At 63.4% G+C, this 23821-nt stretch carries 17 protein-coding genes; 8 read left to right on the top strand and 9 right to left on the bottom strand.

Annotated features, from left to right (window positions below):
* Nucleotides 1-19: 19 nt before the first annotated feature.
* The 3 genes from ACF8K2_RS25570 to ACF8K2_RS25560 form a co-directional block, all read right to left on the bottom strand.
* Complete coding sequence (locus tag ACF8K2_RS25570) at nt 20-493, bottom strand: MarR family winged helix-turn-helix transcriptional regulator (RefSeq protein ID WP_392468677.1); 474 nt, start codon at nt 491-493, stop codon at nt 20-22.
* Between the two features lie 101 nt (nt 494-594).
* A complete protein-coding gene (locus tag ACF8K2_RS25565) occupies nt 595-1233 on the bottom strand; it encodes a response regulator transcription factor (protein WP_392468675.1) in 639 nt (212 codons plus the stop codon).
* Between the two features lie 14 nt (nt 1234-1247).
* A complete protein-coding gene (locus ACF8K2_RS25560; protein ID WP_392468673.1) occupies nt 1248-2654 on the bottom strand; it encodes a sensor histidine kinase in 1407 nt (468 codons plus the stop codon).
* A gap of 193 nt (nt 2655-2847) precedes the next feature.
* On the opposite strand from ACF8K2_RS25560, the gene ACF8K2_RS25555 reads away from it, so the two are divergent.
* Together ACF8K2_RS25555 and ACF8K2_RS25550 are read left to right on the top strand one after the other, a co-directional pair.
* Nucleotides 2848-4470 (top strand): acyl-CoA synthetase, encoded by a 1623-nt coding sequence (locus ACF8K2_RS25555; protein ID WP_392468670.1) that lies wholly within the window; start codon nt 2848-2850, stop codon nt 4468-4470.
* A 16-nt stretch (nt 4471-4486) separates the two neighbouring features.
* Nucleotides 4487-6256 carry an acyl-CoA dehydrogenase C-terminal domain-containing protein gene (locus ACF8K2_RS25550; protein WP_392468668.1) on the top strand — a complete coding sequence of 590 codons (1770 nt, stop codon included), beginning with the start codon at nt 4487-4489 and terminating at the stop codon, nt 6254-6256.
* A gap of 66 nt (nt 6257-6322) precedes the next feature.
* Here ACF8K2_RS25550 and pgm read toward each other — a convergent pair whose 3' ends face one another.
* From pgm to ACF8K2_RS25530, 4 genes are all read right to left on the bottom strand, one after another.
* Nucleotides 6323-7960: a phosphoglucomutase (alpha-D-glucose-1,6-bisphosphate-dependent) gene (pgm, locus tag ACF8K2_RS25545; RefSeq protein WP_392468666.1), complete on the bottom strand. Its 1638-nt coding sequence runs from the start codon at nt 7958-7960 to the stop codon at nt 6323-6325.
* An 89-nt stretch (nt 7961-8049) separates the two neighbouring features.
* Nucleotides 8050-10308 (bottom strand): ATP-dependent DNA helicase, encoded by a 2259-nt coding sequence (locus tag ACF8K2_RS25540; RefSeq protein ID WP_392468664.1) that lies wholly within the window; start codon nt 10306-10308, stop codon nt 8050-8052.
* Entirely contained in the window at nt 10305-11957 is a 1653-nt protein-coding gene (locus ACF8K2_RS25535) for a VRR-NUC domain-containing protein (protein ID WP_392468663.1), read from the bottom strand. Before ACF8K2_RS25535 ends, ACF8K2_RS25540 begins: the two co-directional genes overlap by 4 nt.
* Nucleotides 11958-12150: 193 nt before the next feature.
* A complete protein-coding gene (locus ACF8K2_RS25530; RefSeq protein ID WP_264234465.1) occupies nt 12151-12816 on the bottom strand; it encodes a GntR family transcriptional regulator in 666 nt (221 codons plus the stop codon).
* A gap of 250 nt (nt 12817-13066) precedes the next feature.
* Between ACF8K2_RS25530 and ACF8K2_RS25525 the strand changes: the two genes are divergently transcribed.
* Genes ACF8K2_RS25525 through ACF8K2_RS25505 form a run of 5 tightly spaced genes read left to right on the top strand, consistent with a single transcriptional unit; the run spans nt 13067 to nt 19230 of the window.
* On the top strand, nt 13067-14299 hold the full coding sequence (locus tag ACF8K2_RS25525; protein WP_264234464.1) for an NRAMP family divalent metal transporter: 1233 nt from the start codon (nt 13067-13069) through the stop codon (nt 14297-14299).
* 19 nt (nt 14300-14318) lie between these two features.
* A complete protein-coding gene (locus ACF8K2_RS25520; protein WP_186553429.1) occupies nt 14319-15077 on the top strand; it encodes a LamB/YcsF family protein in 759 nt (252 codons plus the stop codon).
* A gap of 8 nt (nt 15078-15085) precedes the next feature.
* The gene (locus ACF8K2_RS25515; protein ID WP_392468660.1) at nt 15086-15880 is read left to right on the top strand and encodes a putative hydro-lyase; all 795 of its coding nucleotides are present in this window, start codon (nt 15086-15088) and stop codon (nt 15878-15880) included.
* Nucleotides 15881-15889: 9 nt separating this feature from the next.
* The gene (locus ACF8K2_RS25510) at nt 15890-17494 is read left to right on the top strand and encodes a 5-oxoprolinase/urea amidolyase family protein (protein WP_392468658.1); all 1605 of its coding nucleotides are present in this window, start codon (nt 15890-15892) and stop codon (nt 17492-17494) included.
* Nucleotides 17491-19230, top strand: a complete 1740-nt coding sequence (locus tag ACF8K2_RS25505) for an acetyl/propionyl/methylcrotonyl-CoA carboxylase subunit alpha (protein ID WP_392468656.1) — start codon at nt 17491-17493, stop codon at nt 19228-19230. The genes ACF8K2_RS25510 and ACF8K2_RS25505 overlap by 4 nt, the downstream gene beginning before the upstream one ends.
* A 100-nt stretch (nt 19231-19330) precedes the next feature.
* Here ACF8K2_RS25505 and ACF8K2_RS25500 read toward each other — a convergent pair whose 3' ends face one another.
* On the bottom strand, nt 19331-20704 hold the full coding sequence (locus ACF8K2_RS25500) for an aminotransferase class I/II-fold pyridoxal phosphate-dependent enzyme (RefSeq protein ID WP_392468654.1): 1374 nt from the start codon (nt 20702-20704) through the stop codon (nt 19331-19333).
* Nucleotides 20704-22092: a hypothetical protein gene (locus ACF8K2_RS25495; RefSeq protein WP_392468652.1), complete on the bottom strand. Its 1389-nt coding sequence runs from the start codon at nt 22090-22092 to the stop codon at nt 20704-20706. Before ACF8K2_RS25495 ends, ACF8K2_RS25500 begins: the two co-directional genes overlap by 1 nt.
* Before the next feature lie 602 nt (nt 22093-22694).
* Here ACF8K2_RS25495 and ACF8K2_RS25490 point away from each other — a divergent pair.
* Nucleotides 22695-23750 (top strand): tetratricopeptide repeat protein, encoded by a 1056-nt coding sequence (locus ACF8K2_RS25490; RefSeq protein ID WP_392468649.1) that lies wholly within the window; start codon nt 22695-22697, stop codon nt 23748-23750.
* Nucleotides 23751-23821: the final 71 nt, after the last annotated feature.

Genomic DNA, 23821 nt, shown 5'->3' with positions numbered 1-23821 from the left:
GGATAATGCGTAACAGGGATCAACGATCGCCAAAGCGGCGGATCGTCAGGGGGTCGCCAGCGCTGAGCAGCACCTTCGCCAGCAGGCCTTCGAGGGTCTTGAGCTCTTCGGGCTGCAGCACACCGACCAGCTCGTTCATCGCCGCCGCGCCGATCTCCGGCAGGCGGTCGGCCAACCGTTGACCATCAGCGGTCAAGCCCAGGCGCACTTGGCGCCGATCATCTGGGCAGCGGTTGCGCAGGATCAGGCCTTTGTGTTCGAGGCGATCAAGCATGCGCGTCATCGAACCGCTATCCAGGCCAAGGTAGCGACACAGCTCGGCTGGGGTGTCGACCTGATACTGGGTGACGATGATCAGCACCTTGAATTGCGCGGCGGTAACCCCCTCGCTCTCCAGGTGCCAGTCGAGGATGCGGTCCTTGAGGATCGCGGCGCGGCCCAGCAGCATGCCGATGGCGCAGGTCTGGAAGTTCTCCGGGTTGAAATGAGACATCGGCAGCCGCTCGGACAATTGTGTGAAAATATTACTGCCTAGGCAGTGAATGTCAAAGCCTTGATTAGCGGGCTATGTAAATTAGCCTTCATGACTGCCAGTTAGTTCACTTCAATTGCGCCCAGCCCCAGCGCCTGCACCTGGCCACAGGCAATCGCCATCCCCACCAACTGCGCCAGACTGCTGGCCTGCATGCGCTTCATCACCCGCCCTCGATACAGATCGACGGTTTTCACGCTAACCCCCAGCTGCTCTGCGACTTGCCGATTGCTCAGGCCTTGCACCAGCGGGATGAACACGTCGCGCTCACGTGGCGTCATGCCGTCGATACGCGCCTGAACGGCGGCCAACTCAAGACTGCCCTGCTGCAGCTGACGCGCCTGGCTCAATGCCGCCTGGACGCTGTCGAGCAATAGCTGCTCGTTGTAGGGCTTTTCGATGAAATCGCAGGCGCCAGCCTTGAACCCCCGTACCACGATCGGTACATCAGCATGGCCGCTGACAAAGATCACCGGCATCAGCACCCCGCGATCACGCAACGCCTGCTGGACCGCCAGGCCGCCCAGGCCCGGCATTCGCACATCGAGCAGGACGCAGGCCGGCTCATCACCTGCGCAAGCATCCAAAAAGGCCTGGCCACTGCTGAATGGCAACGCTTGCAACCCCACCGACTCGAGCAACCAGACGGTCGAATCGAGCATGCCCTGGTCATCATCGACCACATAAACCTTCGCCTGCATCACTGCCCTGTCCTTCATAGTTTGATCGCCGCCAAGCGGCAGCACAGCACCAAGCCACCCGCCGCCCCCAAGCGCGCCTGCAGGCTGCCGCCGAAGCCTTCAATAAGGCTGCGGCTCATACTCAGGCCCAGGCCCAGACCGTCTGCCTTGCTGGTGGTGAACGGGGTAAAAATATCATCCAGGCGCTCACAGGCCACGCCCGGCCCTTGATCGCTGACCTCGATCTGCAGCCAGTCGCCCTCGCGGCGCGCCGCCAGGACAATACGCGACGGCTGGCCCCTGTGCTGCTCACGGTTGGCGTCGATGGCGTTGCGCAGCAGGTTGAGCAGTACCTGCTCCAGCAGCACCCGGTCGGCGTATACCTGGGGCAAGGTGCTGGGCAGGCGCAGCTCGATCTCGACCTGATCGCGGTCCGCCTCCCACGCGCATAGACGCACCGCTTCGCCGGCGATATCGGCGATAGCCAGCGCCTGCAGGCGACGTGGCCCCTTGCGCAGAAAAGCGCGCAAGCGGCGGATCACCTCGGCGGCGTGGGTCGCCTGCGCAACGATGCGTTGCAAGCCCTGGCCGACCCGATCCCGCGCCTGTGGGTCATGCTCCACCGCGTGCAGGTAACGCTGGCTGGCGTTGGCGTAATTGACCACTGCGGCGAGCGGCTGATTGATTTCGTGGGCGATGCCTGAGGCCAGCTCGCCCAGGGTCGCCAGCCGGGCACTGTGCGCCAGGTTCTGCTGGGCCTCGATGCGCAGGCTGATGTCGCGAGAGACACTGACGATCTCCACCACCGCCCCGGTATAGGTTTCGCGAATCGCCCGGCTGGCGATCTCGAACCAGCGATAGCCGCCATCGGCGTGACGCACGCGGCAGGTCATGAGGTGATAACCGTCTGCATCCAACGCCGCAGCCGCCTGACGCAGCGCCTGGCGGCGCTCGTGCGGGTGCAGCAGGTTGCGCACCGGGGTGCCGCGCAACTGCTCTGGCCACACCCCAAGCAGGCGAAAGCCCGCTGGCGTGGCATCGAGAAAGCGCCCGTCCGGGCTGTGCCGGGAGATCAGGTCGGTGGTGTTCTCGGTAATCAGGCGGTACAGCCGGCGCGATTGATTGGCTTCGCGCGCGGCGTGGCGCTCCTCGCTTGCATCGCGGCAGCGGGCCAAGACCTGCTGGCCACGGGCATCGGGGATGAAGGTCCAGAGCAAGATCCGCTGGCCAACCTGCGCCTGGACCTCGGCAATCGCCCGGTCTTGGCGCAGGCAAGCGCGAACCAGCGCTGCACAATTGGCCGGCAGCCACTGCGCCAGCGCCGGCCCTTGGGCAATCATCGCCTGCAAGGCGCGATTGGCACTGATCAATTGAGCGTTGGCCGCTAGCAGCGCGCTGGGCTGCGGGTCTTTGGCCAGCAACGGTGATGAGGTGTGGTCCACGGCTTGAGCTCGCTTTTTATAGTATTTATACCATATTGCTATAGTCGATCTTCCAGCTAACATAGCGGTTCGCGTAAAAATGCGACAGGGCAAGCGAGCCATTTTTCGCTGCCCCTTCCCTGATCAGAGCTAACAATCAGCCACCGGGAGCCCAGCGCACAGGTTGCGCCTGCCTCCCACACAGGACCACCGCATGTCGATATTCTCCCAGGGCCTGATGCCCGCTGCTGTCAATCATGTTCCCCTCACCCCGCTGAGCTTCATCGAGCGCACCGCCTCGGTCTACGGCCAATACCCGGCCGTGATCCACGGCGCTATCCGGCGCAACTGGCAGCAGACCTATCAGCGCTGCCGACGCCTGGCCAGCGCCCTGGCCGAGCGCGGCATCGGCCAGGGCGACACCGTTGCGGTGATGCTGCCGAACATCCCGGCGATGCTTGAAGCGCATTTTGCCGTGCCCATGCTCGGCGCGGTGCTCAACACCCTCAACGTGCGCCTGGACGCCGAAGCCATTGCCTTCATGCTGGAACATGGCGAAGCCAAGGTGCTGATCGCTGACCGCGAGTTTCACGCGGTGATCCACGGCGCCCTGGCGCTGCTGGCCCAGCCACCCCTGGTGGTCGACGTCGACGATCCGGAATACGGCGAAGGCCAGCCGGTCAGTGACCTGGACTATGAAGCGCTGCTGGCCGAGGGTGACCCTGAATTTGCCTGGCAGTGGCCTGAAGACGAATGGCAGGCCATTTCGCTGAACTACACCTCCGGTACCACCGGCAACCCCAAAGGCGTGGTCTACCACCACCGCGGCGCCTACCTCAACGCCATCGGCAACCAGATGACCTGGGCGATGGGCAACCATCCGGTGTACCTGTGGACCTTGCCGATGTTCCACTGCAACGGCTGGTGCTACCCGTGGACCGTCACTGCCTTGGCCGGCACCCATGTGTTCCTGCGTCGGGTCGATCCGCAAAAGATCCTCACCCTGATCCGCGAACACCGCGTCAGCCACCTGTGCGGTGCGCCGATCGTGCTCAACGCGCTGGTGAACATGCCGGATTCCGCCAAGGCCGCCATCGAGCACCCGGTGCAGGCGATGGTGGCCGGCGCTGCACCACCAGCCAAGGTGATCGGCGCGGTCGAGGAAATGGGCATCGCGGTCACCCACGTCTACGGCCTGACCGAGGTCTATGGCCCGGTCACGGTGTGCGCCTGGCACGCCGAATGGGACCAGCAGCCGCTGGCGGAGCGTGCACGCATCAAGTCGCGCCAGGGCGTGCGTTACCCAACCCTGGAAGGCTTGATGGTGGCTGACTCGCAGACCCTGCAGCCAGTACCGCGCGACGGCAACACCCTGGGCGAGATCTTCATGCGCGGCAACACGGTGATGAAGGGCTACCTGAAAAACCCCGAAGCCACCGCCGAAGCCTTCCGCGGCGGCTGGTTCCACACCGGCGACCTGGCGGTGTGGCATGCCGACGGTTACGTCGAGATCAAAGACCGCCTCAAGGACATCATCATCTCCGGTGGCGAGAACATCTCCACCATCGAAGTCGAAGACACCCTGTACAGGCACCCCGCCGTGCTCGAAGCCGCAGTGGTCGCCCGCCCGGATGAGAAATGGGGCGAGACCCCGTGCGCCTTCGTCGCCCTCAAGCAAGGCCATGGCGCGACCCGCGAAGCAGAGATCATCGCCTGGTGCCGCGAGCACCTGGCGGCCTTCAAGGTGCCCAAGACCGTGCTGTTCGGCGAGCTGCCGAAGACCTCCACCGGCAAAATCCAGAAATACCTGCTGCGCGACCGGGCCAAGGCCCTCTGAACCGACGAGCTTCGATATGACCGACTACAACGCTCCACTGCGCGACATGCGCTTCGTGCTTCATGACGTGTTCCAAGGCCCTGCCCTGTGGGCGCGCCTGCCGGCCCTGGCCGAGCGGGTCGATGCCGACACCGCCGACGCCATCCTCGAAGAGGCGGCGAAGATCACCGGCCAACTGATCGCCCCGCTCAGCCGCAACGGCGATGAGCAAGGGGTGCGCTTCGATGCGGGCCAGGTCAGCACCCCAGACGGCTTTCGCGAGAGTTGGCACACCTACCGCGAAGGCGGCTGGGTCGGCTTGGGCGGTAATCCTGACTATGACGGCATGGGCATGCCGAAGATGCTCGGGGTGCTGTTCGAAGAGATGATGTACGCCGCCGACAGCAGCTTCAGCCTGTATTCGGCCTTGAGTGCCGGGAGCTGCCTGGCGATCGATGCGCATGCCAGCGAAGCACTCAAGGCCGCTTACCTGCCAAAGCTGTACAGCGGCCAATGGGCCGGCACCATGTGCCTGACCGAACCCCACGCCGGCACCGACCTGGGGCTGATCCGCACCCGCGCCGAACCGCAGGCCGATGGCAGCTACCAGATCAGCGGCAGCAAGATCTTCATCACCGGCGGCGAGCAGGACCTGACCGAGAACATCGTCCACCTGGTCCTGGGGAAATTGCCCGACGCCCCCGCAGGCGCCAAAGGTATTTCACTGTTTCTGGTGCCCAAGTTCTTGCCCGAGGCCGATGGCAGCCTAGGCGCACGCAATGGCGCTCACTGCGGCTCGATCGAGCACAAGATGGGCATCAAGGCGTCGGCCACCTGCGTGATGAACTTCGATGCCGCCACCGGCTTTCTGGTAGGCGAGCCGAACAAGGGCCTGGCGGCGATGTTCACCATGATGAACTACGAGCGCCTGTCGATTGGCATCCAGGGCATTGGCTGCGCCGAGGCGTCCTACCAGAACGCCGCACGCTACGCCAACGAGCGCCTGCAAAGCCGTGCTGCCAGCGGCGCGCAAGCCCAGCAGCGGATCGCCGACCCGATCATCGCCCATGGCGATGTGCGGCGCATGCTGTTGACCATGCGCAGCCTCACCGAAGGCGGTCGCGCTTTTGCCACTTACGTGGGCCAGCAGCTGGACCTGGCGCGTTATGCCGAGGATGCCGGTGAGCGTGAGCATGCCCAGCGCCTGGTCGCCCTGCTGACGCCAGTGGCCAAGGCCTTCTTCACCGACAACGGCCTGGAGAGCTGCGTGCTCGGCCAGCAGGTGTTCGGCGGCCATGGCTACATTCGCGAGTGGGGTCAGGAGCAGTTGGTGCGCGATGTACGCATTGCCCAGATCTATGAAGGCACCAATGGTATCCAGGCGCTGGATCTGCTGGGGCGCAAGGTGGTGGCCGATGGCGGCCAGGGGCTAGCAGCCTTTGCCGCCGAAATTCGCGCGTTCGCGGTCGATGCGCCCGTGCATCGCGAAGCGCTGCTCGAGGCCTTGGTGCGACTGGAAAACACCACCCGCTGGTTGCTGGCCGGGGTGGCCAGCGACGCCAACCTGATCAGTGCCACGGCAGTGGAATACCTGCATCTGTTTGGGCTGACGGCCTATGCCTACATGTGGGCGCGGATGGCCGCGGTAGCCCAGGCAAAATTGGCGGAAGATGCCGAGTTCTGCGGGGCCAAGCTTGCCTGTGCAGCGTTCTTCTTCGAACGAATCTTGCCGCGGGGGTTGGCGCTGGAGGCCAGTGTGCGGGCGGGGAGTTCGAGTTTGTATGGGATGGAGGCAGGCCAGTTCTAGGTTGATCATCCGGCCTTATCGCGTGACACGTCGCAGCGATAGGGCCGGAATCGACAAACCGCTCAATCAGGCAATGGCCGCATCCACCAACGCCTGAGCTTCTTCAACCAGCCGCTGCAGGTGCGCCTCGTCGACAAAACTCTCGGCGTAGATCTTGTAGATGTCCTCGGTGCCCGATGGCCGCGCCGCAAACCAGCCATTGCGGGTCATCACCTTCAGCCCACCGATGGCCTGGCCATTGCCCGGCGCATGGCTCAAGACCTGCTCGATCGGCTCACCGGCAAGCTCGGTCGACTTGACCTGCTCCGGCGCCAACTTGCTCAGCAGGGCTTTCTGCCGCGCATCGGCCTTGGCCTCGACCCGCGTGGCAAAGGGCTTGCCCAGTGCCTCGGTCAGATCAGCGTAGGCCTGGCTCGGGTTACGCCCAGTGCGCGCGGTCATCTCCGCCGCCAGCAACGCAGGGATCAGCCCGTCCTTGTCGGTAGCCCACACCGAGCCATCCCGACGCAAGAACGACGCGCCGGCACTCTCCTCGCCGCCGAAGCCCAGCGAGCCGTCGAACAGCCCCTGGGCGAAATACTTGAAGCCCACTGGCACTTCGTACAGGGTGCGCCCCAGCCGCGCGGTGACGCGGTCGATCAAGCCGCTGCTGACCACGGTCTTGCCCACTGCCGCATCACTGCGCCACTGCGGGCGGTTGCGGAACAGGTAGTCGATGGTCACCGCCAGGTAGTTGTTCGGCGCCAACAAGCCATCGGCGGTGACGATGCCATGGCGATCGTGGTCCGGGTCACAGGCGAAGGCCACGTCGAAGCGCTCACGCAGGCCGATCAAACCCTGCATGGCGTAAGGCGAGGATGGGTCCATGCGAATCTGCCCGTCCCAGTCGACGGTCATGAAGCGGAAGGTCGGATCGACCTCGGTGTTGACCACTTCCAGGTTCAACTGGTAGTGCTCGGCGATCGCCTGCCAGTAACGCACCCCGGCACCGCCCAGCGGGTCGACGCCCAGGCGCAGGTTGGCGGCGCGGATGACGTCGAAGTCGATGACGTTGGCCAGGTCCGCGACATAGCTGCCGACATAGTCATGACGCTGGGTGGTCGGCGCCTTGAGGGCCTGGGCGTAGTCCATGCGCTTGACCCCGGCCAGGCCTGCGGCCAGCAGTTCGTTGGCCTTGGCCTCGACCCACTTGGTCACGTCGCTGTCCGCAGGGCCGCCGTTGGGCGGGTTGTACTTGAAGCCGCCGCTTTGTGGCGGGTTGTGCGATGGGGTGATGACGATGCCGTCGGCCAGGCCAGCCTGGCGGCCACGGTTGTAGCAGAGAATGGCGTGGGACACCGCCGGGGTCGGGGTGTACTCGTCGTCCTTGGACAGCATCACCTGCACACCATTGGCCGCCAGCACTTGCAGGGCACTGGCCGCAGCCGGTGCGGACAGTGCATGGGTGTCGGCGCCGATGAACAGCGGGCCATCAATGCCCTGGGCCTGGCGATACAGGCAGATCGCCTGGGTGATGGCCAGCACGTGGTCCTCGTTGAAGCTCAGCTCCAGGGAAGTCCCCCGGTGCCCGGAGGTGCCGAAGGCAACCCGCTGGGCAACCACGGACGCATCAGGGCGGCCGGTGTAGTAGGCGGTCAGCAGGCGGGGAATATCAACCAGTACGCTGGCCGGAGCCAGCTTGCCTGCCAAAGGACTGAGCGTCATGCAAGAACCTCGAGTTCAACGAATGTAGGTGTTGGAACGCGCAGTGTACTGGGAGTTGCAATGCCGTGCGATGGGGCGAGCGGGGATTATTAACTGGCCGTCTGCCACCAAGCGGGAAACATCTGCTGCACCCGTGGCTCGGCGAAGCGCTCGTCGATCAGCAGCAGCACGCCACGGTCGTCATCACCGCGGATAACCCGCCCGGCGGCCTGGATTACCTTGCGCACGCCGGGGTACAGGTAGGCATAGTCGAACCCCGCGCCAAACTGGCGACCCAGGCGCTGTTTGAACTGCTCATTGATCGGGTTGACCTGAGGTAGGCCGAGGGTAGCGACAAAGGCGCCGATCAGGCGCGTACCCGGCAAATCCACCCCTTCGCCGAATGCCCCGCCCAGGACGGCAAAGCCGATGCCCTGCCCGTCTGGCACAAAGCGCGCAAGAAACGCCTCGCGGGCTGCTTCATCCATACCCGCAGCCTGCTCCCAGCGTGGCAGCTCAGGGTAACGTTCGGCCAGCAGCCCGGCGACCTGCTGCAGGTATTCAAAGCTGCTGAAAAATGCCAGGTAGTTACCCGGCCGGTTGCGATACTGCTCGGCGATCAATTCGACGATCGGTGCCAGCGAAGCCTGCCTGTGCTGATAGCGGGTCGACACCTGGCTGACAATGCGCACATCCAGTTGCTCTGCCTTGAACGGCGCCGCGACCTCAAGCCAAGCAGTGTCGCCGGGCATGCCCAGCAGGTCGGCATAGAAATGCCGTGGGCTGAGGGTGGCGGAAAACAACGTGACACTGCGCGCGGCACTCATGCGCGGGCCAAGCAAGCGTGCCGGCACCACATTGCGCAGGCACAAGGTGGCCAGGCGCCGCTTGCGCAGACCATTGCGCAGGCTGATGTCGAAGATGAAATGCTCATCGAACAGCTCCGCCACCCGGCTGAACTGCAAGGCCTGATAGAAGAACTGCAAGAGCAGCGGGTCGACTTGCGCAGGCGCCTGGTTCAGGCGCTCTTGAATCAAGCCAATGCACTGCTGCAACGCGCTGAGCAAGCCGTCGGGCAATCGCTCGCTGGCCTGGTACTGCGCATGCTGGTCCTTGTACAGGGCGTTCCATTGGCGGTTCAGCCGATCCAGCGCACTGACCAACCCTTCGGGCTTGCTCTGGCGCAACGCCTGCAGTTGGCCTTGATCCAGGCTGGCGCTGTACATGCCTCGCCCCCGCTCGACCAGGTTATGCGCCTCGTCCACCAGCACCGATACCCGCCACTGGTTGGCTTGGGCCAGGCCAAACAGCAAGGCGTGCGCATCGAAATAGTAGTTGTAGTCGGCAATCAGCACATCAGCCCAGCGCGCCATCTCCTGGCCCAGGTAGTAAGGGCACACGTGATGTTCCAGGGCCACCTCACGCAGCGCCTGGCGATCGAGCAATGGCCGCGCGCCTGCTGCCTCGCGCGCCGCAGGCAGGCGGTCGTAGAAACCCTTGGCCAACGGGCAAGATTCGCCATGGCAGGCGCTGCCGGGGTGTTCGCAGGCCTTGTCGCGGGCGATCAGCTCCAGCGTACGCAAGGCTGGCTGGGGCGTGGCCTGGTCGATCTGGCGCAAGGCATCGAGTGCCAGTGCCCGGCCGGGCGTCTTGGCCGTCAGGAAATACAGCTTGTCGAGGCGCTGCGGCGCCATCGCCTTGAGGAGCGGGAACAGCGTGCCCAGGGTCTTGCCGATGCCGGTACTGGCCTGGGCCATCAGGCAGCGGCCGGTACTCACCGCCTTGTACAGGGTCTCGGCCAATTGGCGTTGGCCCTGGCGGAACTGCGGATAGGGGAAGCTCAGCGCCTGCAAGCCCTGGTCACGCTCGGCGAGGCGCTGTTCCTGCATCTGCGCCCAGGCCAGAAAACGTTGGCACTGAAGCGCAAAGAAGCGCTGCAACTCTGCCGCTGTGTGCTGCTCGCTGATCACGGTTTGCCGATCGCTGTCGACATCCAGGTAGACCAGCGCTACCTCGACCTCTGCGAGTTGCCGCGCCTGACACAGCAGCCAGGCATAGACCTTGGCCTGGGCCCAGTGCAGTTGGCGGTGGTTGTCGGGTTGCCGGGCCAGGTCACCGCGGTGGGTCTTGATCTCTTCCAGGCGATTGAGCTGCGGGTCATAGCCATCGGCACGCCCGCGCACGCGCAAGCATTCATAGTGCCCTTCAAGGGCGACTTCGGCCTGGTAATCGCCAGCACGCCGCGCCACCACTCGCCGATGCCCGGCGATGCCTTCCTGGGCGGTGGGCGACGGGGTGAAGCGCAAGTCCAGATCACCGACCTTGGCGCTGAACTCGCACAACGCACGCACCGCCACGCTGTAGCTCATGCCAGCGCCTCACGCCAACGCACGTGGCAGACGGCGACCGGCAGACCGTGCTCACGACAGAACTCAAGCCAGCGCAGCTGGTTGTCCTGCAAGCGATCCCCCGGCCCCTTGACCTCGACCATCAGGTAACGCCCCTGCTCAGGCCAGAACTGAATCAGATCCGGCATGCCGGCGCGATTGCTGCGAATATCCTGCAACAAGCGCATGAAGCACTGCTTGAGGTGCGCGGCAGGCACACAGGCCAGCGCCTGTTCCAGCAACTGCGGGGTGAGCATCTGCCAGAACACGAACGGTGACTGCAGCCCCTGCTTGGCGGCAAAGCAGGCCAGGATGGCCTGGGCATGGCTGCCATCATCCAGGCGCGCCAGGCAGGCCTCGAACAGGGCACTGCGCCGCTGCTGAAAATCTTCGTCGTGCAGGTCCTGAGGGGCCATTTGAAACGGGTGAAAGAATGCCCCTGGCACCGGGGCGAAGATCGCCTCCCAGCAGAGCAGGCCGAACAAGCTGTTGAGCAGGGTGTTCTCCACGTAATGAACCTGTCCACCTTGCTGCGCCAAATGCACGCGCACGGCCTCTTCGACCCCAAGTTCGGCCATCTCTACGGGTAGTTGCAGCTCGATCGGCGTGACCACGGACGCGCGGCGCCTGGCGGCGGGTGGCCCGCCCAGCTTGCGCGTCAGGCGCGGCAGCATGCGCGCCAGCGCCTGCACCTCATGGGCGTTGTCGGGCGCTGCGGCCATCTGCTCGGCCAGTCTCTTGGCCTGCGCCCACTGTTCGCTGCGCTCCAATACCCGCACCTGGCGAATCCGCGCCTCAGGGTGGCGGCTTTGGCCATAGACCTTCAGCGCCAAGTCCCACTCGGCCAGGCGTTCGCACTGCTGGCCGATGCTGAACAGCACCCGCGAGCGGCGCCGCGCCAGCCAGGGGTTGTCGCTGTGCAGGCCCTCAAGCGTGGCCAGCAGCAGAGCGGGCGCCTCGCCCTGCTCCAACCGCTCGGCACACTGGTGCAAGGCCATGGCCAGGTCGATCTCGGCGCGTTGGCGCAGCGCTCGGCTGTCATCGCTGAACGGGACCTTTTCAAAACGCAGCATGCCCAGGTCGGCCAGGACGAAATCCGACCAGTCCTGGTAGAGATTGCCGAAGAACAACAAGCGCAAGCGGTCGCACAAGGGTTGCAGGCGCCAGTGAATAATCTGCACGGGGCTGTCGGCAAACCACTGCGCGAAAGGCCTGGCGGGTAATGACAAGGCCTGCAACTGCGCCAGCAGATCCGGCTTGGCCGCACGCGGGCGGCTCAGTTGCCCAGCGAAGCACTGCACCAGCTCCTCCTTGCGCAGCACGCTGAACAGTTGCTCCAGCGACAAGGGCGCCTGCGTGCTGACCCAGCCCAACGCCGTCAACGGCTGCAAGGCGCAGTGACTGTCACCGATCTCGACATAGTTGAGTTTGTCGCTGCGAAACAGCTCGCCCTTGCGCATGACCATGCGCACCAACAGCGCCTGGGCAGGCTGCTGCAACTGCTCGAACGCGCTGATGAACGCCTGCTCGTGGTCGTCGAGCAGATCGGCATAGCGCAAAGCTACCCACGCCAGGACCTGACGGAAGTTATGCAGATAATAGAGGGGGTCATCGACAGAATGAGCGATCACGGTACGAGGTCGGGCAGCGGCAACGAACACTGGTTATACATACAGATATCCGTGTCTGGCAAGCGCTGCGCCCGGCCACCTAACGCCAGGGAGCAGCGGCAAAGGCCCGCCCTGCCTGTGCTGCATGCCTTTGCTACTCGTCGACTGGCACTGGCAACAGCCGACGAGTGGCGCAGATTATCCGGGCCAGGGGCTAGCGATTTCGACTGCGCTCGTAAGCCGCCAGCACGATGCGTTCCGACTGCACCAGGTAGGCATCGAGCATTGCCGTGGCCTCATCGGGCCGCCCTTCCTCGACACAACGCAAGATCGACGCATTCATATCGACGTAAGGCAGGTGGAGAAACTCCGGATCGTTGAGCACGCCGAAGGCCAGGCGCAACTCAGCCGCGATCTGCCCGTAGAACACCACCATCCGCGGGCTGTCAGCCAGCTCGACGATGCCCTTGTGGAACATCATGTTGGCGGTGCCGACGGCCACCCAGTCCTTGGCCTCGCGTGCACGCATGCCCGCCTCGACCGCCTCGCGCATCTGCAGGGTGCCTGGGTGCATGGGAAAGCCCTGGGCAATGGCCTTGCACTCGATGAAACGGCGCACCCGATAGATGTCGATGATCGACGCCATGTCTGGCTCTGCCACGGTTACGCCACGGTTGGGCTCGTGCTTGAGCAGGCCCTCGCGGGTCAGCACCCGGAAGGCCTCACGCAAGGTATTGCGGGAAATCTGCAGGCTCTCGGCCAGCGCTGCTTCGGACAGGCGCTGGCCGGGTACCAGCTCGCCTTCCACCAGCATTCTGCGGACTTCCTGGGTGATGGACTCGCCCAGCGTGCGTGGCAGGGAACAAGCAGCGTCGTTCATAAGCAATCCAGAAGGAGATAACCGTGCAGATGTTCCATCAGCACCTTGTGCTTGGCAAGACGCAGCGTCACGGCTGCTCCATTAGGTAACACCGCTACCGACTATTGTTACAATCTGGTGCACATTGATCATCCATCATTAATACATTGTTGAACAATCCGGTGCCGATATACCTACATTTCAGCCATTTTATTTGAGCTTGGCATGCACATTGCTCTACCCAAGCACCTCTCATTGTAGGAATGATGCCGTGACACAGCTCGCTCATGACTTCACCAAGGCGCGACGGTCTTCGCTGATTGCCGCGATCTTCATGATGGCGACTTCCGCCATCGGGCCAGGCTTCCTCACCCAGACCACCACCTTTACCGCCACCCTGGGTGCTGCGTTTGCCTTTGGTATCCTGGCCTCGATCCTGATCGATTTCGTCGTGCAGCTGAACGTCTGGCGCATCGTTACCCTGACCCGCATGCGCGCCGCGGAACTGGCCAATACCGCCATTCCCGGCAGCGGTTATCTGCTCACGGTACTGGTGGTGTTCGGTGGCCTGGTGTTCAGCCTGGGCAACATCGCCGGCGCCGGCCTGGGCCTGAACGCCCTGACCGGCCTCGATCCCAAATGGGGCGGCGCGTTCAGCGCGCTGGTGGCCATTGCGATCTTCTCCTCGCACCGCGCAGGGGTTGCCATGGACCGCATCATGATGGTGCTCGGCACGCTGAAAGTCGGCCTGATCGTGTTCGCCGCCTTCGCCACCCACCCGCCGTTGGGCGAGGCCCTGCGCCAGGCGGTCTGGCCTGACTTCATCGACTTCGCCTCGATCACCACCATCGTCGGTGGCACCGTCGGTGGCTACATCACCTATGCCGGTGCACACCGCCTGCTCGATCGCGGCGTGGTCGGGGTAAAGAACATTGAGGTGGTGTCCAAGGCTGCGCTGACCGGCATTCTGGTCACCGGCATTGCCCGTTACGTACTGTTCTTGGCCGTGCTTGGGGTGGTCGCCAGCGGCGTGGTCATCGACGTTTCCGGCCAAGGCGCCAACCCGGCTGCGCAAGCGTTCAAAGCCGCTGCCGGCGACATCGGCATGATGGCCTTCGGCTTGGTGCTGTGGGCGGCCGGGATCAGCAGCGTGATCGGCGCCTCATACACCTCGATGTCGTTCATCACGGTGTTCTCCAAGCGTATCGATGAACGCGTACGCAACCTGAGCACGGTGGTGTTCATCCTGATCGCCTTGGTCCTGTACATGATGCTGGGCAAGCCACCTGCGGCGCTGCTGGTGTTCGCCGGCGGCTTCAATGGCTTGATCCTGCCGCTGGGCCTGAGCATTTTCATGTACGTTGGCTGGCGTCGCGCCGACCTGATGGAAGGCTATCACTACCCTCGCTGGCTGCTGGTGCTGGGCGTGGTGACCTGCCTGTTGTCGTGGTTCATGGCATTCAAGTCGGCAGGTGCCATCTTTGCCTTTATCAACGCAGCCTGATTACCGCGGAGACTTCAACATGCGTTCCATTGATCTGAACAGCGACTTGGGGGAGAGCTTCGGCGCCTGGAGCATGGGCGACGATGCGGCGATCCTCGAAGTGGTCAGCAGCGCCAACGTCGCCTGTGGCTTTCATGCTGGCGACCCGCTGGGCATCCTGCACACGCTGGAGACCGCCGCGGCGCGAGGCGTAGCCATTGGCGCCCACGTGGCCTACCCGGACCTGGTCGGTTTTGGCCGGCGCAACATGGATATCCCTGCCGAGCAACTGCGCGCCGATGTCATCTACCAGATAGGCGCGCTCATGGGTCTGGCGCGCAGCGCCGGCACCCGGGTCAGCTATGTCAAACCGCATGGTGCGCTGTACAACACCATCGCCCATGACCGCACCCAGGCAGACGCGGTGATCCAGGCCGTACTGCGGATCGATCCGCAACTGAAACTGGTGTGCCTGGCCAACTCGCCGCTACTGGACTGGGCCGGCGAGGCGGGCCTTGCGTGTGTCGCCGAGGCCTTCGCCGACCGCGCCTACACCGCCCAGGGCACGCTGGTATCGCGCTCGCGACCGGGCGCTGTGCTGCACGACCCTGAGCTAATCGCCCAGCGCATGCTGCGCCTGGTGCGTGAAGGTGTGATCGAAGCCGAGGACGGCCAGGTGATCAGCCTGCAAGCCGAGTCGATCTGTGTGCATGGCGACAGCCCCGATGCGGTGAACATCGCCCGCGACCTGAAAACCCGCCTGCTCGAAGCAGGCGTCACACTCCGCGCATTTTCCTGAGGTTGACCATGACGCCATTGCAGCAGGCCCGCCAAGCCGCCGTCGACGCCCGCGCCCGTTATCGCGCAGGGCTGGTAGCACCGAGCGCCGGCCAGGCGCCTGGTTTGACCCAGGCCAACATGATTACCCTGCCCCGCGAATGGGCCTACGATTTTCTTCTGTTTGCCCAACGCAACCCACAGGCCTGTCCGGTGCTCGACGTCACCGAGCCCGGCAGCTACAGCACGTTTCTGGCCGAGGGCGCCGACCTGCGGACCGACCTGCCCGCCTACCGGGTCTGGCGCGACGGCCAACTGGCCGAGGAAGTCAGCGATGTCCGCGAGCAGTGGGCGCAACACGACGATCTGGTCAGCTTCCTGATCGGTTGCAGCTTCACCTTCGAGGCCGACCTGATCAACGCCGGCATCGACGTGCGCCACATCAGCCAAGGCTGCAACGTGCCGATGTACCGCACCAACAAGCTGTGCCGCCCCGCCGGGCGCCTGCATGGCGAAATGGTGGTGTCGATGCGCCCGATCGCTGCCGAACGCGTGGCGGATGCGGCCAGGATCACCGCGCGTTACCCAGGCGTGCATGGCGCACCGGTGCATGTGGGCGAACCGGCTCTGCTCGGCATCGACGATCTGACGCGTCCCGACTTTGGCGACGCGGTCACCCTCAAACCCGGCGAGATCCCGGTGTTCTGGGCATGTGGGGTAACACCGCAGGCGGTGGTGATGGCCTCCAAGGTGCCGTTTGCCATCTCCCATGCACCCGGGCACATGTTCATTACCGACATTGCCGACAGCTACTACCACGTATAGGAGTGGAGCATGCGTTTCTATCCGGTCAGCCTGGACGCGCTCCTGGTTGAATTGGCGAACCTGGACGAGACCCTGGTCTTGTTCGACTCGCTCCAGCATGAGCCCATCGTCGGCGTGAGCGAGATCATTCCGGCAGCGCGCACGCTGCTCGTGCACTTTTGCCCCTTGACCCTCAGCCGCGAGGCGCTGGCCGCACGAATTGCCTCGCGCCAGTTGCACGGCCAAACGCGCGCGGCCGGCAAGCTGGTCGAGATTGCCGTGCACTACAATGGCGAAGACCTCGAAGAGGTGGCGCGGGCGCTGGATATCAGCGTCGAGGAGGTAATACGCCGCCATACCGGCAGCGATTACAACGTCGCCTTCTGCGGCTTCGCTCCAGGCTTTGCCTACCTCAGCGGCGGCGCCGAATTCGTCGTGCCGCGGCGCAGCACCCCTCGTACCCGCATTCCTGCCGGAGCCGTAGCCCTGGCCGGCGGTTTCAGTGGTGTTTATCCGCAAGCCAGCCCCGGTGGCTGGCAGATCATCGGCATCACCGAGCAGAAGATGTGGGACTTGCAGCGCGAGCAACCGGCCTTGCTCCAGCCGGGCTATCGCGTGCGCTTTCACGATGCCGGACCGCTACCAGCAGCGCGGGTCTCGGTTGCCGTAGCCACCCCTCAAGCGACAGCGCCCGCCGTTGGCCAGGCCTTGGAGATTGTCTCGCCTGGGCTGCAAACGCTGCTGCAAGACCTTGGCCGCCCAGGCCTGGCCGGACAAGGCGTATCGGCTTCGGGGGCGATGGACAGGGGCGCCTTACGCGCCGCCAACCAGGCCGTGGGCAACGCTGCGGCAAGCGCCTGCCTGGAAATCCTCATGGGCGGCCTGAAGCTCATTTGCCATGGCCAGGCAGTGGTCGCAGTTACCGGCGCCACAGCGGCGCTGCAAGTGCGCACAGCTGACGGCCAACTGCTGCAACCGCAGCTGTACATGCCCTTTGCCTTGCACGATGGCGATCAACTGAGCATCGACGCGCCTACGGCGGGCCTGCGCAATTACCTGGCCATTCGCGGCGGTTTCGATCACGCGCCAGTGCTGGGCAGCCTGTCGACCGACACCCTCGCCCAGGTTGGCCCCGCGCCCCTGGCGGCGGGGACTCGCCTGGGCTTCCAGCACCGCAGTGGCGGCGCCGCAGTGTCGCTCAGCGAGCAAGCAGCGTTCGCCATGCCGCGCGCCGACCAGGTCATCACCCTGGATGTGCTGATGGGCCCGCGCAGCGATTGGTTCACGCCCCACGCGCAGACGCTGCTGGCCGAACAGCTGTGGCAGGTCACGCCGCAATCGAACCGGATCGGTATCCGCTTGGCCGGCGCGCAGCCCTTGGCGCGCGCCGTCGATGGCGAGCTGCCCAGCGAAGGCACCTGCGTCGGCGCCATCCAGGTGCCGCCCAGTGGCCAGCCGGTGCTGTTCTTGGCTGACCATCCGTTGACCGGCGGCTACCCGGTAATCGGCGTGGTTGCGCCCTATCACCTGGACCTGGCCGGGCAAATTCCAGTCAACGCACGTATTCGCTTCAACCCGCTGGGCGCATTCGAGCCCGTGTGCCCTGCCCTTTCTGACGAGATCCAACAGCGATGAAAAAGGTTCTGATTGCCAACCGCGGCGAAATCGCCGTCCGTATCGCCCGCGCTTGCCGCGACTATGGGGTGGCATCGGTGGCGGTGTACGCCGATGCCGATATCGATGCGCTGCATGTCCGTCAGGCCGACGAGGCTTATGCGCTGGAGGGCCAACGGCCCGCCGACAGCTACCTGAACATCGACAAGCTGCTGGCGGTGGCGGCACGTGCCGGCGTCGACGCCGTGCATCCCGGTTATGGGTTTCTCTCTGAACGCGCCGACTTCGCCCGTGCGGTGATCGCCGCGGGCCTGACTTGGATCGGCCCAGACCCCAGCACCATCGATGCACTGGGCGACAAGGTGCAGGCTCGGCGCATTGCCCTGAAAGTCGGCGCGCCCCTGGTGGCCGGCACTGAAGACCCGGTCAAGGATGCCAGCGAAGTTGTCGCGTTCGCCCAGCAGCACGGCCTGCCGATTGCCATCAAGGCCGCGTTCGGCGGTGGTGGGCGTGGCCTCAAGGTGGCTTGGAAGCTCGAAGAAGTCAGCGAGCTGTATGAGTCGGCGGTGCGCGAAGCGGTTGCCGCCTTCGGTCGTGGCGAGTGCTTCGTCGAGCGTTTCCTCGATCGCCCTCGGCACATCGAGGCGCAGATCATCGCCGATCGCCACGGCCGGGTGGTGGTGGTCGGCACCCGGGACTGCTCGCTGCAGCGGCGCAACCAAAAACTGATCGAAGAGGCGCCTGCGCCGTATCTGACAGATGAGCTGCGCCAGCGCATCCATGCCTCGGCGCGCGACATCTGCGCCGAGGCCGGTTATGTCGGCGCCGGTACGGTGGAATTCCTGCTCAGCGGCGATGGCACGCTGTCATTCCTGGAGGTCAACACGCGTTTGCAGGTGGAGCACCCGGTCAGCGAAGAAACCAGTGGTATCGACCTGGTCATCGAGCAGCTACGCGTTGCCCAAGGGCTGGCGCTGTCGTTCAGCGATACGCCAGTTCCGCGCGGCCACAGCTTTGAGTTTCGCATCAACGCCGAAGATGCCGGCAACGGCTTTTTGCCAACACCCGGCGCCATCACCCGCTTCCAGCCACCCTCTGGACCTGGCGTGCGTGTGGATAGCGGGGTGGTCGAGGGCTCACGGGTTTCGCCCAATTTCGATTCGATGATCGCCAAGCTGATCGTAACTGGCGCGACCCGCGAGCAAGCCATTGCCCGTGCCCGGCGCGCCTTGGCCGAGTTCGAGGTGGAGGGCGTCGCCACCGTGCTGCCGTTCCATCAGGCGGTGATGGCGCATGCCGATTTCACCGCCGCCGATACCTTCGCGGTGCACACCCGTTGGATCGAGACCGACTTCGCCGAACAGCTAGCAATCGCCCCGCGCAGTGCCAATGCTGCCGACCCTGGCGTGCTGCGCAGCTTTGTCGAGATTGACGGCAAGCGCCATCAACTGGGCTTGCCAGCGGCGCTTCTAGCCGGTGTAAGCCTGAGCTCGGCGCCCCAGAGCACAGCGGGTCAAACGCAGGTGGAAGCTGTAGACCCACAGGCGATTGTCACTCCAGTTGCGGGTAACTTGCATACCTGGGTCGTCGCCAACGCAGAGACCGTGCAGGCCGGGCAAGTGGTAGCGGTGATGGAAGCGATGAAAATGGAAACGTCGATTCTCGCACCCTGTGCAGGTCAGTTGCAGATTGCCCAACAGCCAGGAAGCTACTTTGAAGCCAGATCAGTGATCGGCCGTATCGAAGTGGCGGATTGAACTTAGGGTGATTTTTGCCTGAGTTGCGCGGTAACTGGGTATCAGCCCCTTTTGCCGCGCACTGTCAAGTAAGCGAGGGCATTGCCTCCCAGCGATACGCTCACGCCTGATCTTGTGAGTACGCTTGCTCTTGCAGCGCGCAGCCAAGCAAGTGTAACGCATGTGGCAGGCTTTTTACCTCGGTGCCCTGCCAGATCAGCAACAAATACTGATGAAAGCGCCCCTGCAGACTGAAGCGATCACCTGGAACTACCAGTAAATCGCTGCCCGCCAGCACCTCTATAGCGCGATTGCCAGCCAATGGCTGGTGCAAACGTACCCAGAGCGCTTGCCCTCCCTGCGGCATACAGAAAACAACCCGTTTACCCAGATGCAGCTGGGCCTGCTGACAAAGCAACTGCATACGTGCCTCGCGCTCCAGGCGCAAGGGCTCCAGATGGGCATCCACCTCACCTTTTATGTATAACTGTGCCAGCGCCTGCTGGCGAAGTGGTGGCAACAAAAAACCTCGCTGGGAAAATTTTTCAGCAACGCCTGCATGACGGCACAGCACAAAGGCATAGGGCGCTTCGGCCCCCACCGCTGCCGCCAACGACCCCAGCACCAGCACGCCCTTAGGGTCTAGCCAATCGCGCAGGCGCCGGTTCGCGGGCGCGGCGAAGCACAACTCAGTGTCCAGGTCGTTCTCCAGCAACCAGGCCGGGTGCTCAGCCAGAAGCGCGGCAATCTTGCGTTGCTCTAGTTCAGACAGCAGACGCCCGGTTGGCAAGCTCAGGCACGCCGGCATTACCACCAGGCGTACCGGTTCGCGTGCCAGCAGGCGTGCGAATATGTCTAGATCCAGCCCGCACTCAGCATCCAGTGGAACCTCCAGCACGCGCAGGCCGGCCTGTTGCAGCCCGCGCAGCAGGCGCCAGCAACAAGGCGTGGCAACCAGCGCCGTGGCACCGCGCAAATGCAAGGCGCCCAGCAGGGTTTCGAGCAGTGACTGAACGTCAGTTGCCAGATGCACATCCTCGGCGCTCCAGCAATGCTGGGATGAGCGGGTATAGCGAACTGCCAGCGCGTTGCGCAAAAGCGCGCCGCCGACAGCCCGGCGCGGCTCGCTGTGGCGCTCGCTTTGGCGCGACAAGCGCCGCTCCTGGACCAGCAACGCACGCTCCAGCGCCATTGACGAAGACAGCGGCAGCTCCAATGCCGACAACGCCTGTGAATGTGTGCTCGCCCCTTGCCCTTCGCCCTTGAGGCAGGCGCGTACGAAGTAACCCGACTTGGGTACCGAACGCACTCGCCCCTCATGCTCCAGCAGGCTGTAAGCGCTTTGAACTGTCGCCAAAGACACCCGCAGGCGACGTGCCAGATCGCGCAGCGAAGGCAGGCGCCCCTCACCGTTGGGGTCTGCTTCGCCGATCAAGCGCTGCAGGTAGCGGTAAACGGTCTGGTAGGCGAACTCGCCCCGTGTCGAACGGCTCATCAATTCGCGGCCTGGGGCACCGCTCTCGCGCTCGCCTGGCTCGAGTGCAGACGCAGGGCCAGGTCACGCCGGGCCAGATTCGCCACTAAGCGTCTGGCAGGCTGGCCCATGCGCCGGGCGTAGATCGCCTTGAGTTGGGCCAGACTCAGTCCACTGACATCCATTAACCACTGCTGCACCGGCTCAGGGCAGGGTTTGCCCTGCAAGGCTCGGTGCAGGTAGGGCAAGGCGACCCGCATGCCGGGATGACAACACTCGACGAAACGCTCAAGCCCCAACCCATGATCGGCAAACGGTGCATGAATCAGGCAAACCAACTGCTGCTCCGTCAAACCCGCCAAGTGCAGAAAGCGCCCATGGGCCGGATCGTACGCCTTCGCCGAGTGATTTCGCTCGCGCAGCGCCAGCCCCAAGCGGCCCTCTTTGCCCGGCTCCTTGCGCTGCTGGCGACCTCGCAATTGGCGTAAGTGCAGCAGCGCGTCATGATCGAAATAGGCTGACAGCGGCGCTTGGCTCGCGGATGGCTCAAGGTTTAGCCCGAGCATTTGCTCCAACTGACTGTCGTCTACCTTCTCCTGCAGCAGGTCGTCCACCGCGATCACCCTCAGCGGGCTGTCTGGATTTGCCGTCGCGGCGGGCGAGTCAGGCGCATCCAGCGGGGCGTCTGCCAAACCTTGCAGCCAACCCAGCGCCTCGGCCAGGGTGGCCAGATTCAAGTAAGTGTTATGCAAGCCAGACTCCCCCGCCAAGCGTAGACAACGCCGCCCCCAAGCCAGATAGAGCAGTCGCTGGCGCTCGGGAATGAGTGTGATCAGGGCACTGGTGCCTTGGCTTTTGTCCAGCACCAAGCAAAAAGCATTGGCCAACTGCAGGTGCAAGCGGCTACCAAACATGGCTTCGGGCTGGCCTGCGGTCAGGTGCCCAAACAACAACAGGGCTTGGCGCGATTGCGCCCAAGGCTCGCTCGACAGGGTTGGCCGAACGCGAAAAGGCACTACCGTTTGCCCTTCGACCATCAGCAATTCCACCCGTGTATCGTCCTGTAAAAACAGTTTGCCGAAGCTACGTTCGTGATTGATCAGCGTCTTCTGGCTAATGGCTGGCAGCGCCGCGACCACCACGCGTAGACGGAAGGTGGCGGGCGCACGCAGGGCAATGGTCAATTGGGCGGCACGCAAGCAGGCTAACAAATGTGCGCTTCGCCGGTCTTGTCCATGCACCACCAACAACTGCAGTTGGCCGATGTATTCAACGCCCCCAGCCGCCACCAACAATCGCTGGATCAATAACTGCATCGATGCGCGCTGGGCTTGGGACATATGCTTCAACAAACGCTCCAACACTTGTTGATAAATGTACTGCATGGCTTGGTCATGAATATCACTCATGGGCACCCCTTAATCTTGAGGACTTCTGCTCACCACTAAATAGCGCGCAAAATCAAGTTAGCTTCTTGCCTATAGGACGGTTCTTACATCTATTTAGGAAGCAGAAAAGTGACAATTTACTGCCGCCAAGCCATTGAAACGAACCCTCCCGACCACGCAACCCACAAAGCCCTCCACCGCGCTGCCAAAACCCCGCGTATGCTCATCCAGCGTTCCTCAGGCTGACTCTCACTGGGCCATTATCGATCCTTGATCGGCGAATAAAAGATACAGATCTCGGTAAAAAAACCATTCAGCAAAGATCAAGCGAGATATTACCCATAGCGCCCACCGAACAAAGCAGGCGAACAATTATAAAAAGGCCACTAGCAACTTAAGAAACCATAGAAAACCGTAAGCAACAGCGTTAAATTGCGTAGGAATAGTCTGAAAAACCAACATAGAGCTATGCTTTTTTATTCTTGAAGTATTTGCCAGCTGGGCATATCTCAGCCCGATATCGGCAACCTTCGACACTCAACTCTGACCCACGCCCAGCGCCAACATTGCAATTCGCCTCAAGCTCCCCCAAGCTCAGCCCCTCTGCCTCAACGGACCAGCCGATGCCCATACACCGCCGCTACCTGATCGCCGTGCTGCTGCTGATCCTGGTATCGGTCGTGATCGGCTACCTGTCGCGCAGCGACCCGCCAACCGCGCCCTCCCTGCCCCCGCTCAGCTACGCTAAAGCCCTGCGCATGGCCCATCACGGCCAACCGGGTGCCGCCCGGGTGCTCTATCAGCAGTTGCAGCGGGATGACCTGGCGCCCATTCGTCGCGCTGCGCTCTACGCCGAGTTGGCCAACTACCCTTCCCCCAAGGCACTCGAATTGGCCAAGCTTGACCTGCACAACGATGAACCCCTGGTGCGTCGGGCGGCAATCGCCAGTGTCCGCCAGCTACTTCCTGCAGCCCAGCGAAGCCTGGTGCTAGGGCCAATGCTCGATGACGACGAGCAGAGCGTGCGCTTTGCCGCAGTAGACGCTTTACTGGGCCTGGATCCGGATGCCGTAGGCCTGTACTTCGGCCCGCTGCAACGCGCTCTCGATCATTATCAGCAGGCACTTGAAGCACAGCCAGATGACCCTGCTGCGCAAATTCACCTGGCGCGTCTATACCTGCATGAACATGACTACGACCGCGCCGGCGCAGCACTGCAACGTAGTTTGCAGGCGTCGCCTGACAGCCTGGAGGCATTAGCCACTCAGGTGCGGCTACTGGAACGCCAAGGCCAGCACGATGCCTCTCGGGAGGTATTGGGCAAGGCCCTGGCCTTGCAGCCGGACTCGGCATTTCTGCAGCACGAACTGGGCCTTTGGCTGACGCGCCACAACCAGCAGGAGTATGCCTTATTGGCATTCTCCCGCGCCGTTGAGCTCGAACCTGATAATCCCGACTATCGCTATGTGCTAGCGGTCACCCTTCACCAACTGGAACAGGTTGAAGCTGCGCAAAAGCAACTGGAGGCTGTAATCAGTCGGCAACCGGCCAACCGCAAAGCACGGGTACTGCTAATCCAGTACTGGAAAGAAACCGGGCAGTTGCAAAACGTTCAGGTGCTACTGGCCGAACTTGAGCGGCAAAATCCAGATGATCCGGTACTTCAACAAGGCCTTTAGATAAATCCTGAAACAGTTTGAACCCCTTTACAGGCCCTATGGTCCAGTGGTTAACGGCAGGTCAATTCCTG

Origin of the sequence: Pseudomonas sp. xss_2, from assembly GCF_043104195.1 — a bacterium.
Classification (GTDB): Bacteria; Pseudomonadota; Gammaproteobacteria; order Pseudomonadales; family Pseudomonadaceae; genus Aquipseudomonas; species Aquipseudomonas urmiensis.
This window is presented reverse-complemented; position numbering and strand designations above follow the sequence as displayed.